The organism is Pseudomonas sp. 15A4 (assembly GCF_016925575.1).
Taxonomy (GTDB): Bacteria; Pseudomonadota; Gammaproteobacteria; order Pseudomonadales; family Pseudomonadaceae; genus Aquipseudomonas.
In genome coordinates, this window is record NZ_CP068986.1 from 3,754,703 (window position 1) to 3,771,685 (window position 16,983).

14 protein-coding genes and 2 pseudogenes are annotated in these 16,983 nt (G+C 61.6%); 2 read left to right on the forward strand and 14 right to left on the reverse strand.

Annotated features, from left to right (window positions below):
* Positions 1–31: 31 nt before the first annotated feature.
* Both JN403_RS16610 and JN403_RS16615 read right to left on the reverse strand, forming a co-directional pair.
* Positions 32–2,026 carry a U32 family peptidase gene (locus tag JN403_RS16610; protein ID WP_205483292.1) on the reverse strand — a complete coding sequence of 665 codons (1,995 nt, stop codon included), beginning with the start codon at positions 2,024–2,026 and terminating at the stop codon, positions 32–34.
* Between the two features lie 122 nt (positions 2,027–2,148).
* Entirely contained in the window at positions 2,149–2,529 is a 381-nt protein-coding gene (locus JN403_RS16615) for a RidA family protein (protein ID WP_205483294.1), read from the reverse strand.
* 445 nt (positions 2,530–2,974) lie between these two features.
* Between JN403_RS16615 and JN403_RS16620 the strand changes: the two genes are divergently transcribed.
* Positions 2,975–3,832, forward strand: coding sequence for an SDR family oxidoreductase (locus tag JN403_RS16620; RefSeq protein ID WP_205483296.1), 858 nt, complete (start codon positions 2,975–2,977; stop codon positions 3,830–3,832).
* Between the two features lie 96 nt (positions 3,833–3,928).
* On the opposite strand, the gene JN403_RS16625 is transcribed toward JN403_RS16620, so the two are convergent.
* The 12 genes and pseudogenes from JN403_RS16625 to JN403_RS16680 all read right to left on the reverse strand — a co-directional run bounded on the left by JN403_RS16625 (position 3,929) and on the right by JN403_RS16680 (position 14,650).
* A complete protein-coding gene (locus tag JN403_RS16625) occupies positions 3,929–4,771 on the reverse strand; it encodes a DUF3618 domain-containing protein (RefSeq protein WP_205483298.1) in 843 nt (280 codons plus the stop codon).
* On the reverse strand, positions 4,768–5,199 hold the full coding sequence (locus JN403_RS16630; protein ID WP_172612285.1) for a phage holin family protein: 432 nt from the start codon (positions 5,197–5,199) through the stop codon (positions 4,768–4,770). Before JN403_RS16630 ends, JN403_RS16625 begins: the two co-directional genes overlap by 4 nt.
* A complete protein-coding gene (locus tag JN403_RS16635; protein WP_205483299.1) occupies positions 5,199–5,957 on the reverse strand; it encodes a hypothetical protein in 759 nt (252 codons plus the stop codon). Before JN403_RS16635 ends, JN403_RS16630 begins: the two co-directional genes overlap by 1 nt.
* 292 nt (positions 5,958–6,249) lie before the next feature.
* Positions 6,250–6,467 (reverse strand): annotated as a pseudogene (locus JN403_RS16640) (PLD nuclease N-terminal domain-containing protein).
* Between the two features lie 25 nt (positions 6,468–6,492).
* Positions 6,493–7,734, reverse strand: a complete 1,242-nt coding sequence (locus JN403_RS16645) for a zinc-dependent alcohol dehydrogenase (protein ID WP_205483300.1) — start codon at positions 7,732–7,734, stop codon at positions 6,493–6,495.
* 209 nt (positions 7,735–7,943) lie between these two features.
* Positions 7,944–8,168, reverse strand: a complete 225-nt coding sequence (locus JN403_RS16650) for a DUF2188 domain-containing protein (RefSeq protein WP_172612280.1) — start codon at positions 8,166–8,168, stop codon at positions 7,944–7,946.
* Between the two features lie 20 nt (positions 8,169–8,188).
* Positions 8,189–10,885 carry a DNA ligase D gene (gene ligD / locus JN403_RS16655; protein WP_205483301.1) on the reverse strand — a complete coding sequence of 899 codons (2,697 nt, stop codon included), beginning with the start codon at positions 10,883–10,885 and terminating at the stop codon, positions 8,189–8,191.
* Between the two features lie 75 nt (positions 10,886–10,960).
* Positions 10,961–11,203 carry a hypothetical protein gene (locus JN403_RS16660; protein WP_205483302.1) on the reverse strand — a complete coding sequence of 81 codons (243 nt, stop codon included), beginning with the start codon at positions 11,201–11,203 and terminating at the stop codon, positions 10,961–10,963.
* Positions 11,204–11,346: 143 nt separating this feature from the next.
* Positions 11,347–11,862 (reverse strand): DUF4142 domain-containing protein, encoded by a 516-nt coding sequence (locus JN403_RS16665; protein WP_205483303.1) that lies wholly within the window; start codon positions 11,860–11,862, stop codon positions 11,347–11,349.
* A gap of 126 nt (positions 11,863–11,988) precedes the next feature.
* A complete protein-coding gene (locus JN403_RS16670) occupies positions 11,989–12,312 on the reverse strand; it encodes a hypothetical protein (protein ID WP_205487430.1) in 324 nt (107 codons plus the stop codon).
* Positions 12,312–13,298, reverse strand: coding sequence for a class I SAM-dependent methyltransferase (locus JN403_RS16675; RefSeq protein WP_205483305.1), 987 nt, complete (start codon positions 13,296–13,298; stop codon positions 12,312–12,314). The genes JN403_RS16670 and JN403_RS16675 overlap by 1 nt, the downstream gene beginning before the upstream one ends.
* Positions 13,295–14,650, reverse strand: a complete 1,356-nt coding sequence (locus JN403_RS16680) for an iron-containing redox enzyme family protein (RefSeq protein ID WP_205483306.1) — start codon at positions 14,648–14,650, stop codon at positions 13,295–13,297. Before JN403_RS16680 ends, JN403_RS16675 begins: the two co-directional genes overlap by 4 nt.
* Before the next feature lie 368 nt (positions 14,651–15,018).
* On the opposite strand from JN403_RS16680, the pseudogene JN403_RS16685 reads away from it, so the two are divergent.
* Positions 15,019–16,946, forward strand: a pseudogene (locus JN403_RS16685) (TIM barrel protein).
* Positions 16,947–16,983: the final 37 nt, after the last annotated feature.

Here is a 16,983-nt window from a genome sequence, read left to right on the forward strand (position 1 = left end):
GGCGCAGCGCGATAAGCCGGTCGGTCCGGAATCAGTGCGGCGCGCGGGGAATGGTCTTCAGCAGGTCCGCCGGGCTGATATGGCCCACCACCTGAACGCCGCTGCCTGGGTGCGGCAGTCCGAGAATGTGGCCTTTGATCTTGCCGATCACGTGCATCTCGCACGGCTTGCAATCGAACTTCAGCGTCAGCACTTCATCGCCGTGCACCAGCTGCATCGGCGCCACCTTGGTGCGCACGCCTGTCACGCCCTTGGCCTGCTTGGGGCACAGGTTGAAGGAGAAGCGCAGGCAGTGTTTGGTGATCATCACCGGCACTTCGCCCTTTTCTTCGTGGGCCTCGTACGCGGCGTCGATCAGCTGTACGCCATGACGATGATAGAAATGCCGCGCCTTCTCGTTGTAGACGTTGGCCAGGAACGACAGGTGCGCCTCAGGGTAAACCGGCGGCGGCGAGGTCTCCGGCTTGCGGGCTCCGCGCGGATGCGCCTGGATGCGAGCGGCGGTCAGGGTCTCGATGACCTCACGGCGCAAGGCCTTCAGCTGCGAGTTCGGAATGAAGAACGCCTCCGGCGCGTCCAGCTCGATGGCGGTCGCATGGTACTCGGTGGTGCCGAGCTGGCCGAGCAGGTCGTGAAGTTGCTCCAGCGCCTGCTCCGGTTTATTGGCAACGCCAAACGGACCGTTCAGCTCGACGCGGGCGCTGATGCCTTCTTCGCTGGTGGCGACCAGCTCCAGACGCTCTTCACGCAGACGCGCCACCCATGACAAACCGATGCGGCGTTCGGCCGACGTCTTCTGCAAGGCCTGCTGCCAGTTGTGATCGAGGTTGCGGCTGAGGGGATGGTTCGGCCGCAGTTGCAGGCCTTTGGGCATCTCGTTGGGCTCGACGCGGTAGCGGTAGCGCTTCTCGCCGTCTTCCTCGAACTCGCCCTTGGGCTCGGCGATGTTGGCGCGGAAACCCACCACTTCGCGCTTGACCAGCACATTGAGGCCGTCGCCGTTGGACAGCGGCTCGTGGGTCACCACCTGCAAATCACGCTTGCCGACTTTCTCGACCACGCCGACCAACAGGCCGGTGAAGGTCGGCGAATCGAACGCGCCGATGTCGATCTTGCGGTCGGTGACGAAGTAGTCAGTGCTGCCCCGGTGAAAGGTTTTGTCCGGGTCGGGCAGGAAAAAGTGCGCGGTGCGGCCGCTGGAGGCGCGGGCCAGGTCCGGGCGGTCTTCCAGAATGTCGTCCAGACGCTGGCGGTAGTAGGCCGTGATGTTCTTCACGTAGCCCATGTCCTTGTAGCGGCCTTCGATCTTGAACGAGCGCACGCCGGCGTCCACCAGTGCGCGCAGATTGGCGCTCTGGTTGTTGTCTTTCATCGACAGCAGGTGTTTTTCGTAGGCAACGACGCGGCCCTGATCATCTTTCAGCGTGTAGGGCAGACGGCAGGCCTGGGAGCAGTCGCCACGGTTGGCACTGCGCCCGGTGTGCGCGTGGGAAATGTTGCACTGACCGGAGAAGGCCACACACAACGCACCGTGAATGAAGAACTCGATGGCGGCATCGGTTTCGTCGGCGATGGCGCGGATCTCTTGCAGATTCAGTTCACGGGCCAGCACCAGTTGCGAGAAGCCAGCCTGATCGAGAAAGCGCGCGCGCTCCAGCGTACGGATGTCGGTCTGGGTACTGGCGTGCAGCTCGATGGGCGGAATGTCCAGCTCCATCACGCCGAGGTCCTGCACGATCAGAGCGTCGACGCCTGCGTCGTACAGCTGATGGATCAGCTGGCGTGCCGGTTCCAGCTCGTTGTCGTGAAGGATGGTGTTGATGGTGGTGAAGACGCGGGCGTGGTAACGGCGGGCGAACTCGACCAGTTGGGCGATTTCGCTGACGTCGTTGGCCGCGTTGTGGCGCGCGCCGAAGCTCGGGCCGCCGATGTAGATCGCGTCAGCGCCATGCAGTATGGCCTCGCGGGCAATGGCCACGTCGCGGGCGGGGCTGAGCAATTCCAGGTGATGTTTAGGCAGAGACATATGTTTTTAGTCGGCACGGTCACGGTCAAGGCGCGCATTGTAGCGGCGAAACGCTTGACCGGCACCCGTCTGTTGCCCGATGGCGCCTGCGGGTGGAGCGGGGCGCCAGAATCACCGCGTGATCAGGCTTTGGCGGCCATCGCCGTGACTTCCACGCGCATGCCTTCGACGGCCAGCGCGGCAACGCCAACCGCAGCGCGCACGGGCCAGGGTTTCGCGAAAAAGCGTGTGTAGACTTCGTTAAATGCGGCGCGATCGGCCATGTCGGTCAGGTAGATGGTCAGGTGCAGGACGCGGTCCATGGAACTGCCGGCCCTTTCCAGCGCCACTTTCAGCGCCTGCAGGGTGCATTCGCTCTGCTCGACGATCCCGCCCAGTTCCAGACTGCCGTCGGCGCGGGTGGGGATCTGTGTTGAAACCAGCAGACCGCCGAAACCGGCGACGTCCGAGGAAATCGAGTCGGCGTCTGGGTCGGGCGTGAAGGTGATGTCGTGATTGGCCATGGGGAGGTCTCTTCAACGAGTAGGTGGATGAAGGGCCGGGAAACGGCCGGCGGTCATGATGTCCGACTCGGAAGGGAAAAGGGAGGCTTGACAGGGTTGCAGCCGCCCGGTTCGACACGGGACCCGATCAGAACGCTATCGGATGGACCGATGGGGCCAGCGCAAAAAGCGAGCCGCCCTCACGTTATCTCTGACGTGAAGGCGGCTCCGGGAGGTTGTCAAATCGGCGGATTCAACGTGTTTGAAAGTAGCAGTGGCGTATACCGTTAGCTAGCTATCATTTCGCAATACAGTATTGCCGATGCGGAAATAATCGAGCCCTTCGCTGGCGCACCTCGCGAAACCGCCCGGCGTCACCGCTGCAAAAACTCCGAACTCATCCCCCGGTCGTTCAGTCCACCCTTAACGCTGACCGTTTGCGTTGGACTATTTCGAGGAGAGCCCCATGACTGATTACCCGAAACCGCCTTTCAAACCTCAACAGCAAACCGTTCCTGGCGATCAGAGCAGAATGGACCCTTACCCGGATTGCGGCGAGACCACTTACAAGGGCTCAGGCCGCATGAACAACAAGATCGCGCTGATCACTGGCGGCGACAGTGGCATCGGCCGCGCCGTGGCGATTGCCTATGCCCGTGAAGGCGCCGACGTGGCGATCTCGTACCTCGACGAGCACGAAGACGCCAAGGAAACCGCGCGCTGGGTGGAGGAGGCGGGCCGTCAATGCCTGCTGTTGCCAGGCGATCTGGCCGAGAAAGCCCAGTGCCTGTCGATCGTCGACGAAACCGTGAAGAAATTCGGCCGCATCGACGTGCTGGTCAATAACGCGGCGTTCCAGATGTCCCACAAAACCCTCGAAGAAATCCCTGACGAGGAGTGGGTGAAGACCTTCGATATCAACATTACCGCGATGTTTCGCATCTGCAAGGCCGCCGTGCCCCACATGGCCGCGGGCAGTTCGATCATCAACACCAGCTCGGTCAACTCCGACTCGCCGAAGCCGACGCTGCTTCCCTATGCAGCCACCAAAGGTGCCATCGCCAACTTCACCGCCGGCCTTGCCCAGTTGTTGGGTGAGCGTGGTATCCGCGTAAACAGCGTCGCGCCCGGCCCGATCTGGACGCCGCTGATCGTGTCGACCATGACCGACGAAGACGTGAAAAGCTTCGGCGAAGAAACGCCACTTGGGCGGCCGGGTCAGCCGGTTGAAGTCTCGCCGATCTATGTGCTGCTAGGCTCCGACGAAGGCAGTTATATCTCGGGGACACGTTACGGCGTGACCGGCGGCAAGCCGATCTTGTAAGGGCTCCAATCGCTGCGCATACCTGCTCGGCAAGTAGCGCGCATGAAAAGGGGCTGCCAACGCAGCCCCTTTTTTCGTCCCTCGTTGCGTTCGCCGTCACACGCCTTTGGCAGTGTTCTTCAGGTCGTCGGCCATGTTCTTGCCGGCGTCCGACACCGTTTCCCATGTCTCGCTGACCGTCGCCTTGGCTTTCTGCGTGAGGTTGTCACTGGCCTTGCCAAACGCCTTGTTTTCCTTCTCCGTGCTCGGCAACGCAGCGCCGAGGGCCGCGCCCAGCGCGATGCCCATCGCGGCGAGCGCCAACGGTTGCTCGCGCAGCATGTACTGGAAGGTGCCTTGCAGATTACGACCCTGACGCAGAAGCGCTTCCTGGGCATTGCCGGCTGACGATGACAGCGTGTCTTTCATCGCCGCCGTCTTCTCGCTGGCCTGATGCCTGAGATCATCCAGGGTGTGGCTGGCGGATTCACCAAACTGCCCGACCTTGTCGCTGGCCTGGTGCGCCGATTCCCGTGCGTGCTCCGTCGCGCCGCTGAACGTCTCGCTCACGCTCTGCGCAGCACCGCTGAGCTTCTCGCCCAGTTGCCCGAACATTGACGCGCCACCACTGCTGCCTGACATATGGCCGGGCTTTTGATTCTGCCCAAGCATCAGCCAGGAGATGCCCACGGTGGTCAGCAGCATCGGCATCGGGTTGTTCTTGATCGAGGTGCCGAGGTTGCCGAAAAACTCGCCGCCGTTTTCCCGGGTGAATGCCAGCGCCTGATCGATCAGTTGCCCGGGGGACAGCTTGCTCTCCAAGGCGTCGACCAGGTTTTCAATGTTGGCCCTGCGCGCATCGATGTTGCGCTCGATCGCGTCCGGGCTTTTCGCCAGGAGCGGGTCGGGGATGTCGCGGTTCAGTTCATCTTCGCTGGCAAAGCTGCTGTCGATGCTCATGAGACTTTCCTCTGAATGGCGTCTTTGTCCTTGCTGAGCGAGTTCATCGTGCGCTCAGGGGCCAGTTGGGTGGCTTCAAGGTGTTTCTTGCCGGATTGCACCATCAAATAGCCGACGAGCATTGCCGCCACGCCCACGATCAGCGCAGCCAGCCAGGGCGCAACGACCATCGCCAGCGCGTACACGGCGGCCAGCAGCAGGATCACCAACCCGGCCATCATGATGACCATGCCGCCGGCGAGGGCCGCGGCTGCCGCTTTGGCAGTGGCGACCGAGGTGCGGATTTCGGCCTTGGCCAGCGCAAGTTCTTCGCTGATCAGCGCCGGGACTTCGTGGGCCAGCTGGCGGATGAGGCCAAGCGCCGAGGTGTCGGTGTCGCCGTTGTGGCTGGCGGTGCCGCGCGGCGGGAGTTCAGAATTGATCGACATTAGAATTCTCCCCGGGGCGAGGTTTTGTCAGGCGCGGGCGTTGATGTGGGCGCAGGGCGGGTTGCCGTGCCAGGGTCTGCATTGAAACTGCCCAGCTCTAAACCGGATTGCTGAATTCCGCCGTCACCATCTGCGGCGGCTGAACGCTGGGCGGTGGGGTTGTGTGGGGCCAGTGGATCCGGCGTCTGGATCGGTGTACCGCGGGAGGCTGCGCCTTCATACGGGTGACGCGCATTCCGGCCTTCGTCTTCGCCCGCCTTGGAGCCGCCCTCGCTTTCCCCTGAAGGGTACTGCGGCGAGTCGGGGGCGGAGGACGACGTGGATGAGGTCGACGCCGTCAGGTCCGGGCTGCTGGCGCGGAGGAATCGGGACAGTCCGAAGCCCACCGCCACACTGCCGGTCACAAACAGCGCAGGGTTTTCCCGTGCCAGACGGCCGGCCTGCTGCAGCATCTCCTCGGCGCTTTTGCCGCGCATGCTCGTCGCGAACGCGCTCAGGCTCTCGGCGATGTCGCTGATGTAATGGGAGATGCCCAGGGTGTCCTTGTCCTGCAGCTCTTCCGCCGCAGCGCTCGCCGTTTTCGCCAGGTTCTCGATCTGCTCGGCGGCGCTGTCGCGGTAACTGCCGAACTGCTCGGTGCCGTGCTCTCGGGCCGTGCCGAGCAAGTCTTTTGCGTTGTCTTGCAGCGTGTGCAGCGCCTCGCCTGGAGACGCGGGGCGCGGTTGAGCGCCTGCGGTGTCTTCGCTGAATGTAGGCATTTGATCATCATCCTTAAATCAATCGGGACATCATTCGCGGCAAAGGCACACTCGGTGACGCGCGCACCTGGCCATCTCACGCGGCAAGGAATCTGCGCGCTGTGTAAGGGTGGAGGGGCCTGGCGAAGCGGGAGTTCGGGGTCAAAGACGGACGGTCGAGCTGTTGATCCGAACGCTGGAACGGCGGGGCGATGATCGATCTGTTCGGGCGTGAGTTGATTCGAATGAGGGGAAGGTGAGGGCAGCATCGGCGCGCGGTCATTGCGACCGTGCGCCGTAAAACGGGCCAGCCTCAGCCCTTGCTGTGCTCCTTGGACGTCGGCGCTTCAGCGATCCCCGTGGCCCGGCGATGCCCCAGATGGCGACGCCGATGACCGGAAAGATAAGGATCAGCACCGCCCAGCCGATCTTGGTGCCGGACGATTTGGTGCTGCGCCAGACACTGGCGATGGCCCACACGTCGACCAGAAGGATGATCACCGCCAGGGCGATCGAGAAGAGCGTTTCCATATCATTGTCCTCGGTGCGCGTGCCATCACATGGCGGGGATGCCGGTGACGGTTCCGGTTTGGGTCACGGTTTCGGTTTCGGTCAGAGGGATTTCAGGGCTGCCCGGTGTCAGGATGACCTTGCGGCAGTCTTGCTGTTTCTTGTCGAAAATCTTGTAGCCCTCGGCGGCCTGCTCCAGCGACATTCGGTGGCTGATGATTGCCTCGGGGGCAAGGCGGCCAGCTTCGATGTGTTCGAGCAGTTCCGGCAGATACCGCTGGACATGGGTCTGGCCCATTTTGAAGGTCAGGCCTTTGTCGAACGCATCGCCGAACAGGAAGCCGTGAATGAAGCCGGCGTATACACCCGGCACGCTGACCACGCCGCCACGGCGAACTGCGGCGATGCACTGACGCAACGCCTTGCCGCTGCTGCCTTCCATCTTCAGGTTGGTCAGGATGGTTTCCGTGGTGCTGCCTTTGGCTTCGAAACCTACCGCATCCACCACGCCGTCGACGCCGCGCATGCCCTTGGTCTGACGAATGATGGTGTCGGCCGGATCGTCATCTTCATCGAAGTTGATCGGGATCACGCCATAGGTCGCCTGGGCGTATGCCAGGCGGTAGGCGTGGTGGTCGACCATGAAAATCTGATCGGCGCCCAGCATCCGGGCCACGGCCGCTGCCATCAAACCAACAGGTCCGGCGCCGTAGATGGCGATACTCGAACCCTGGCCGATGCCGGTATTGAGGACCGCCTGATAACCGGTGGGCAGGATGTCGGAGAGGAACAGCACTTTCTCGTCCGACAGCGTGCCGGGGACCTTGAATGGGCCGGTGTTGGCCTTGGGCACGCGCACGTACTCGGCCTGGCCGCCGGGAATGCCGCCGTAGAGGTGGCTGAAGCCAAACAGCGCAGCCCCTGGCGGTATGGCCTTCTTGTTCATGATCGCGCCGCGACCGGTGTTGGTGGTCTCGCAGGCGGCGTACAGGTCCATGTTGCAGAAGAAGCATTCGCCGCAGGCAATGACGAAGGGAATCACGACCCGGTCGCCGCGCTGCACGGCCGTCACGGAAGAACCGGTGTCTTCGACGATGCCCATGAATTCGTGACCAAAAATATCGCCGTGTTCAACGGTGGGGATCTTGCCGCGGTACAGGTGCAGGTCAGAGCCGCAGATCGCCGTGGCGGTCACGCGCAGGATGATGTCGTCAGGTTGCTCGATGACCGGGTCCGGAACCGTGTCGACTTTCACATCATGGGCGCCGTGGTAGGTAAGTGCTCTCATTGTGGTTTTCTCCGCGATTAGGAATGAACATCTAAATAGCGGAGCGGGCTACGAGGGGTTTAGTTCAGGTCATTGCAGAAGCGGGGGGATTAGCGGTAAGTAAATGCCCCGTCAGCCCTGCCACGGGCCTTTCCGGCCAAAGCCGGTCCTGCCGAATGGCGTGTCCGGAGGAACGACTTTGCCCGGGAAGAGGCGAGCTGGACGCGATCTCAGCCCTTGGTTTTGGTAGGGTCGGCGCTGCGTGGGTAGGTGCGCTCTTCCTGAATGGTGCCGTCCTCCTTGTGAATCTTCAGCGAGGCTGTCTTGCCGTCAAGGAATTCACTTGCCGCGCTGATGATTTCAGCCTTGGTGTCGGCGGTCTTCGACGCGCGGGCGGCGCCTTCCCGGGTCAGCGCCCAGCCATTCTCGGATTTTGTGATGTGATAGTTATCCATAGCATTCTCCAGTTGATGAATCATTTAAGGCCAACCCGCTTGCGCATGTCTGCCGTGATGGTCTGTCGGGTTTTGCCGAGGTCCGCCCAAGGGTCGCTGTCGAGTTCGGCGAGGCGTTCGTGGACGGTGTGGATGTCCCAGGCGTTGGCACCTTTGATTTCCAGCAATTCCTCGCGGTAGATCGGCACTGACACCGGCAGACCCTCCCGTGTGCGCACCGAGTACGCGCAAATGGTCGTAGCGCCGAGGCCGTTGCGCAGGTAATCGATGAAGATCTTGCCAATGCGGTTCTTCGGCCCCGACACCGCCGAAAACCGCTCAGGCAGCAGCCTGGCGATGTGCTTGACGATGGCGTGGCTGAAGTCCTTCACGGCGTCCCAGTCGGCCTTCGGCGTCAGCGGTACGACCACATGAATGCCCTTGCCGCCGCTGGTTTTCAGGAACGATTTGAGCCCCAGTTCATCCAGCACGGCGAGGGTCAGCTGCGTGGCTTCCACCATGGTTTTCCAGGGTAGCGCCGGATCAGGGTCGAGGTCGAGAATGAAACGGTCCGGCCGCTCAAGGTTCTTGGCGACCGCGTTCCAGGTGTGCAGCTCCATGGCGCTCATCTGCACGGCGCCGATCAGCGCCTCAATGTTATTGATCAGCATGACCGGGTGGCCGGTGTATTCCTTGCCCATGGTCTCGATGCCGGGGATGGCGAGGCGGTCGGCGTTTTTCTGGAAGAACAGTTCGCCGCCGATGCCCTCCGGCGCCCGCACCAGCGCGACGGGGCGTTGGGCCAGTTGCGGCAGGAGCCAGTCGGATATGCGGACGTAGTAATCGGCCAGGTCACGCTTGGTCGCGCCGCTGGTGGGGTCGATCACTCGCTCGGGGTGGGTCAGGCGGATCTTGCCGGTTCTGGTATCGGCGGCGTCGGATTCACGCGGACTCTCTTGCGCTTTGACAGGTTTGGATGCCTTCGCGCGCTTGCGTGGGGGCGCAGGTGTTGGCGTGTCGTCCAGCTGCTCTTCTGGCACGTCTGACGCCTGCGCGGGCTCCGACGATTGATCGTCAGAAGGCGCCGACGCCGGAAGCTCTTCGGTGATCGATTCCGCAGGTTTGTCGGTGCGCAGGCCATGGAACACCGCGTGGCGCACCGATCCCTCTTTGGTGATCTCGGCGAAGGCGACTTCCGCCAGCAACGCCGGTTTAAGCCAATGGACGCCTTTGGCCTCAAAACCGGTGGGCGGATTGACCACCGCGGCCTTCTTCGCGTGGAGCGGTATCAGCTGGTCGTAAATCGTGCCCAATGTCGCTTCATTGAAACCGGTGCCGACCTTGCCGGCGTACCGCAGCTCGCCACTGTCGGCGTCGTGCAAACCCAACAGCAACGCGCCGAATTTGCTGCGTGCGCCCTTCGGATCGGTGTAGCCCACGACAACGAATTCCTGGCGACGTTTGCACTTGAGCTTGATCCAGTCACCGCTGCGGCGCGACACATAAGGGCTGCCGGCGCGTTTGCCGATCAGGCCTTCCATCTTCATCTGGCAGGCGCTGTTGAGCAGGACTTCCGGCACTTCGGCGAAGTCTTCGGAGTACCTGAGCACCTCGTCGTCCGTTCGTTCGAGCACCTTGGACAGCGCGGCGCGGCGCTGTTCCACCGGCACTTCACGCAGGTCCATGCCGTTCAGAAAGGGCATGTCGAACAGGTAATAAATGATGTTGCCGCTGCGGCCGGCTTCGAAGGCGTTCTGCAGGGCCTGGAAGTCAGGCACGCCGTCATCGTTGGCGACGACCATCTCGCCGTCGAGCCAGGCCGACTCAAGACCCAGACCGGCGATGGCCTCGGCCTGGCGCGGCAGCTTGTGGGTCCAGTCATGGCCATTGCGGGTGAACAGCTGCACCTTGCCGTCGGCGACCCGAGCCATGACCCGGTAGCCGTCGAATTTGATCTCGTAGCGCCATTCGCCTTCAGGGGCAGATTCCACCAAAGTGGCCAGCTCCGGCTTGATGAGATCCGGCAGCTCGGCGGGCTCGGCGCCCACCAGCTGCGCCTTGGCGGATTTTTTCCGAGGGGCGGGGACTTTCTCCACGGGCTTTGGCTTCTCAGCCGTGGACTTCGCCGACTTGGCAGACGCTGGCTTTGCGCCGCGCTTTCTGGGAATCAAAGTGCGCTCGCTGAGCACGCTGTCGGGCAGCGCCTTGACCACATCGTAGTCAGCTTCCGGGCGGGCGAATTCGTCCTGATGCTTGATCAGAAACCACTGCTCCTGCTTGCCGGGGATATGGGTCTTGACCAAGTTCCACACGCCGCCAAGCTTCTCACCCTGCAATTCAAATTTGAGCTTGCCCTTGGCATAGGCGTCGGCAGGGTCGGAGAGGGGTGTCCACACACCGCGGTCCCAGACGATGACGTCGCCCGCACCGTAATGCCCCTCGGGAATGTTGCCCTCGAAGGTGGCGTACTCAACGGGGTGATCCTCGACGTGCACCGCCAGGCGTTTCGCCTTGGGGTCCAGCGACGGCCCCTTGGGCACGGCCCAGCTTTTCAGCGTGCCATCGATTTCGAGGCGGAAGTCGTAATGCAGGCGAGATGCGTCATGTTTCTGGATACAGAACTGCAGGGCGTGCGCGGCCTTCCTGGACGAGGCGCGTTTTTTCTTCGTGTTGCCTGACGGCTCAGATGTCGCGTTGAAATCGCGCTTGCGGTTGTATTCGTCCAGTCCGGCGCTCATGGAAATCCCTCACACTGCAGCATGTGTCTATTAAACGCAGAGTGCGGGGCACTCGCAGAGTTCCGGTCATGCCGCTCAGACAACTCCACGCTGCTCGGTCGCTTCCGCCAACATGGCCAAGGTCTGTTCCATATCCAGAATGGAGGCTTCCAGGGTCGCGAAACACTGGTTGATGCTCTGTTTATCGTCCACGGTCTGGTGCCCGGTTAATTCCGTGACTTCAGATAGCTCCAACCTGAACAATTCGTTCACGCTGCCTCGAAGTTCGTTTAATTGATTGAGGACAACAGCCATTTGATTGCGGGTGGCATTGCTCATGTCGGGCCTCACATTAGAGTGGCGCGTAGTAGGTCGGGCGTGTAGTGCAATGCCCCTATGACAGAAATGAAAAAGGCAGGGTCTCTGGACCCTGCCTTTCTCAACTAAAACATTCGAGTCGCCCGTGACAGGCGTGATCCGAATTACTTGGCAGCGTCACCACCGTGCGCCTTGGCCAGAGCTTTAGCATGGGTCAGATGCTCTTCCAGCTTCGGCAGGGTTGCAGTCGCAAACGCTTTCAGATCGGCATCTTTGCCTTCAGCCGCTTCTTTCTTGAACAGCGCGATGGTTTGTTCGTGAGCAACAACCTGGTTGTTCGCGTAAGCCTGATCAAACGACTTGGAGCTGCGCAGTTCGAGGATCATCGCCTTGGCTTTGTCCATCAGCATGGCGTTGTCGGACACTTCCAGCTTTTTGGTGTCAGCAATGCCTTTCAGTTTGGCATTCGCCGCAGTGTGATCTTTGACCATCATTTCTGCGAAGGTTTTAACGTCGGCGGAAGTGCCTTTTTCCAGCGCAAGCTTACCGGCTTCGACTTCTGCCACACCTTTGGCGGATGCATCTTCAACAAAGTCATCATTGTCCTGCGCCGCGAAAGCGCCTTGGCTGCCAACAGCCATCAACAATGCGAATGCAGAAGTCTTGAATAGATTTGTCATCGTGAAGTTCCTCTTCTTTTAAAGTGACGCGGGGTAAGTGCCCGTGTTGTTTCCGACTGGAAGCAACGGCCAATCGTTCAGAGAATTTTTAAAAAACACCGCGGATGGGCAAGTTGCAGCGTCCGGTCAGGCATCTTGCTCTTCCAGTCCCTCAAACCAGTCCCGGTAGGGCGTATTGACCGCCTTGTAACGGTTGAAGTCGGGTGTGCCATCCGACCACCAGACCGGACCGCGTTCACCCAATGCAATCTTCGCAGCGTTGACCGAACCCCGCGCCGCCTTGAGTGCAGCGTCGTCCTCCGCGCGTTTCGCGGCTTTGACAGCCTGCCGAGCCTTCATCAGGTCGTTAACCCGCGATTGGCGCGCTTCCTCGTCAAGTGCCGGATTGCTACAGCGCCACAGCTGGCCCTTGACGACAAAATAGCGACCGTCCGGCGTGGTCGGATAAATCACTGGATTCGCGTGACCGTCAGCACCACCGCAGCAATGCGGTCAGCCTCGTGATAGGTCTCGGTTTCCAGCTCCTCACCAAACACATCGGGGTCCATCTCGCGGTAAGACCAGGCGAGGTCAGCCCGGTCGATGAGCTTGCGCGCCTGTTCAAGGAAGAGGTCAACGCCATCCACCGAAGGCGCACCGGTGTACAGCAACACACTGCCGCCCGGCGCCAGTCGTTCGATGGCTTGCGCCAGAATACGAACGGACAGTTGCGAACCCAACTGATCGCCTCCGTGGCGATAGGCGCGCTCCTGACTGTCCTTCATGTACGGCGGATTGGCGACGATCAGGTCGAATTCGCCTGTGGTGCCCGACAGGATGTCGCTGTGATACGCGACCACATTATTCGCCTTGGCCAATGATGCGTTGACCGCGGTGAATCGCAGGGCCGTCGGATTAATGTCGACCGCGAGTACCTGAGCATCCCGCCGGGCACGCCCGATGAGGATCGCGCCGACGCCACTGCCGCAGCCGATATCAACGGCGGTGCGAATGGAATGCGTCGAGGTGCGCAAGTGCTCTTCAATGGCTTGGGCGAAGCGGTAGGTATCAGGCCCGAAAAACACTGAATCGTGAGCAACGGTAGGAAAGGCGGAGTGGACGAACAGTAAGTCGTCCAGGCTCGACCAGCGTACTTCGCTGGCCCACATCCCGGCGTGGGCCCGTAACACCCCGGCGGCCAGCAACGTTTCGAGTTCGGCTTCGTCCAGCAAGCCCGTTTCGAAAGGGCGGCTCCAGCCAAACACATCCCGCAGGCTACGAGCCTTGCGGTTGTGCTCACGCCCGTTGACCCGCTGATGGGTCAGCGGCGTAACGGTCATGAAACGATAATCCTCGGACTGGAGGCGTTGCCCCAACTGCAGCAGGGCGAGGTCGTGGTTTTCGTCTGTCGTTTCCAGTGTATCGAACGGGCTCTCAAGCGCAGTCTGCGTGCTCATCGTGTCAGGCTTCCTTGCGCCAGCTGGCGGGCGTAGATCCGGGTCGCCGCCAGACCTTCCGGCGTCGGGTGTGCGTCGGGCGCGATCAGTTCGACCAGTTTCTCCAACGGCAGTGAAGAGGTGTTAAGCGGCTGTGGGGCATCATTGCTCCCCACATGGCGACGACGGAAACGCGTGCGGAACGGGTTGCTTTGCTCCGACGCCTGCCAGTCGCCCGCGATCCAGTCCTTCAGCAGCTGCATTTCATAACCGCTGAACACACCGAACATCACCGCACCGGGTCCATCGATCAACTGCCAGAAACGGCTGTCCTGCGGGTCCTGGTTGCGCTTGATCCAGCCACGGTCCTCCAGCGCGCTCAACAGCTGACGACTCTGGCCTGGGGTGGCAAGCCAGTCATTGATCGTGCGGCCTTCGAGGCGGCAGTAGTCGGAATGCATGTGCTGGCCGAAGGTGCTCTTGGTCTCCAGCATCGAGACCACTTCTTCTTCCAGATCGAAGGCGCGGACGATGTCGGTCGAGCCAATCCCCAGATCGTTGAGCAAATAGCCGGCGCGCAGACGCTTGAGGAATTCATCCTTGCTGTCGTCATTCGGCAACAGATCCAGCACCGCCTGCACGGCCTTCTGGGCGTGGCCCGAGCTAGCGTTGTCGATGGTCACGTGAAGGGTGAAGTAATAGGGGTCGATACCCAACTCACTCAGCTCGAACGAGGTGATCAGCAAATGCAGCGGCAGTTGCTCGTAGCCAAGGTTGTAGCCGAGCACTTCCGGCAGTAACTCGTCGCTCAAATGGCCGAGGCCCAACTGGATGGCGCCTTGCAGATACAGGGCGTCGTCGAGGGGCGCGATGGGGGCACAGTCGTGCTCAGTCAGCAGGTTGCGATACAGGACCACATGGTTCAATGCAGGCTCGCCGTCACCCAGCTCTTCGAGGTAGGTGCGGATCAAGCCATGGTAGCGCCAATCGTCCGCATGCTTGACGGTGCCATACAGCCACGCGCCATCCACCAGCTTGCTTGGCGCAACGCTTTGCAGGAAATACAGCGCGTGAGCTTTGTTGGTGAAGAATTGTCGAGGCCCGCCGGCGCGGCGTTCCTCCAAATAGACGCGGTAACGCTCGGCCACCGCATGGCTGTTGCTGGCTACCCAGGTGGACAGGTCGTTCAAGTCAGCAGGCAGGTTCGAGGGCAGCGTTTTCGCGATTTCCAGCTGCTCCTGGAGAAAATCACGGACGTTATCCCGCTCTGCTGCCACCTGTCCGCGCAGCAAACGGGAGTACAGCGAGTAATGGGCACCGGTGGATAGGTGCGCCGTGGCAGAACGCTCGGAAAGTAGCTGTAAAGAGGTCATGGGTAGCCTGCTGACTTTTCTTGATATGTAGGTCAGAGAGAGGCAGTTCCCGAAAATTCCATCGAGTTGCAGCACAGTCGATGATCGACACTTGCGCCGGACGAAAGGCCTGGATTCTCGATTCGATCGACTACTGAATGCACACCGATCGTACAGGCCAGGCAACCAACATTTCTCCAGGTCTCGGTCTGGCACGTGGCGCCGATCAAGGCGGTGAACACGCAAAGTCCGACCAGGCGCAAAACTAACCGGACGGTTCATTTCATTTGATCTGCTGGCCAGCGGCGCGAATAATCCCCCGCACACTCGACACGCTCGGGCCCTCATCCAGGTGCCGGGCGCCCTGTATTTATCCGGAGTTCCCCCGCATGCAGCGCTCGATCGCCACCGTTTCCATGAGCGGCACCCTGCCGCAAAAGCTGCACGCTATCGCCGCGGCAGGTTTCGATGGCGTGGAGATCTTCGAAAACGATTTGCTCAATCACAACGGCGGCCCCCGCCAGATGCGGCAGCTTTGCGCTGATCTGGGGATCGCCATCACGCTTTTTCAGCCTTTCAGCGACTTTGAAGGCTGTCGCCGCGAGCATCTGCAGCGCAACCTCGACCGCGCCGAGCAAAAATTCGACCTGATGCACGAACTGGGCACCGACCTGATGCTGGTGTGCAGCAACACCGCCACGGATTCGCTGGGCGACCACGACCTACTGCGTGAGGACTTGGGGTTGCTGGCCGAGCGGGCGGGCGCGCGTCAACTGCGCGTGGGCTATGAAGGGCTGGCATGGGGACGTCACGTCAACACATGGCAGCAGGTCTGGGATCTGGTCCGGCAGGTCGACCATCCAGCCCTCGGCGTGCTGCTCGACAGTTTCCACACGCTGTCGCTCAACGGCGACCCGAGCGCCATCGCGCAGATCCCCGCTGACAAGATCTTCTTCGTGCAGATGGCCGATGCGCCACTGCTGAACATGGGCGTGTTGGAGTGGAGCCGGCATTTTCGTTGTTTTCCGGGGCAGGGCGCATTCGATTGTCCCGGTTTTCTCGCGGCGATTCTGCGCAGCGGATACACCGGCCCGCTGTCACTGGAGATTTTCAACGACGTGTTTCGCACTGCGCCCGCTCAGGCAACCGCCGCCGACGGCTTGCGTTCGTTGTTGTACCTGGAAGAGAAAACACGCGGGCTGCTGGAGCAGCAGCCTCAAGCCGTTGCGCCGTCATTATTGTTCCATCCGCCGGCGCCGAGCCCCTGCCACGGCGTGGAGTTTCTCGAGTTCGCCGTGGATGACGGCCACGGCGCACGGCTGAGCCAATGGCTGCACGGCCTGGGCTTCTGCACGTTGGGTCACCACCGGAGCAACGCCGCGACCTTGCTGGGGCAGGGCGATATCAGGATTGTGTTGACCGCCGGGCATGATTGCCTCGCCCAGTCGCCCTTCGCTCAACCGCCCTTTGCCCACTCTGACCTCGAAGTCCACGGCGCGTCGCTGCGCTCAATGGCGTTGCGGGTGGACGACAGCGCTGCCGGGATGGAGCGGGCGCGTCAGTTCAACGCCGAAATCTGTGGCGGTCCGCTCGGCCCTGATCAACCAGGATTTCCGGCCATGCGCGCGCCGGACGGCAGCCTGATTTATCTGGTCGAGCCCGCCGCACCGGGGCAATCGTTCTGGGACAGGGACTTCACGTTGAGGTCGCTACCTTCGGCGCACAACGGTTTGCATCGCGTCGATCACGTGACCATGGCGTTGCCGGCCGACGGCCTGGACAGTCAGGTCCTGTTCTTCAAGGGCGTGCTGGATTTCCAGGCCGATGCCGACGTGCTGCTGTCCGACCCTCGTGGCCTGGTGAGGAGTCGGGCGTTGCGCAGCCGCTGCGGCAGCGTGAGCCTGCCGCTGAACACGTCAGATCGTGGCAACACCGCGATCGCCCGCGCGTTGACGAGCTACGACCGCTCAGGTGTTCATCACATTGCTTTTGCCTGCGACGACATCTTCGTGCAAGCAGCCCGCGCCAAGGCGGCGGGCGTGCCGTGGCTGGCCATTCCGCTTAACTACTACGACGACCTGGCTGCGCGCTTCGGTTTTGACCAGGCGTTCCTCAGCAAGCTGGCTGCTCATAACGTGCTGTACGACCGCGACGCTGACGGTGGCGAGCTGTTCCACGCTTACACCCAGGCGTTCGAGCAGCGTTTCTTTTTGAAATCCTTCATCGCAGGAACGGCTACGCCGGCTATGGCGAGGCGAATGCATCGGTGCGCCTTGCAGCGATGGCCAGGGCTTGCGGCGATTCAGCCCCGCTCTGATGGTTCGCAGCGCGTTCATACGCGCCGCTTCCGTAAC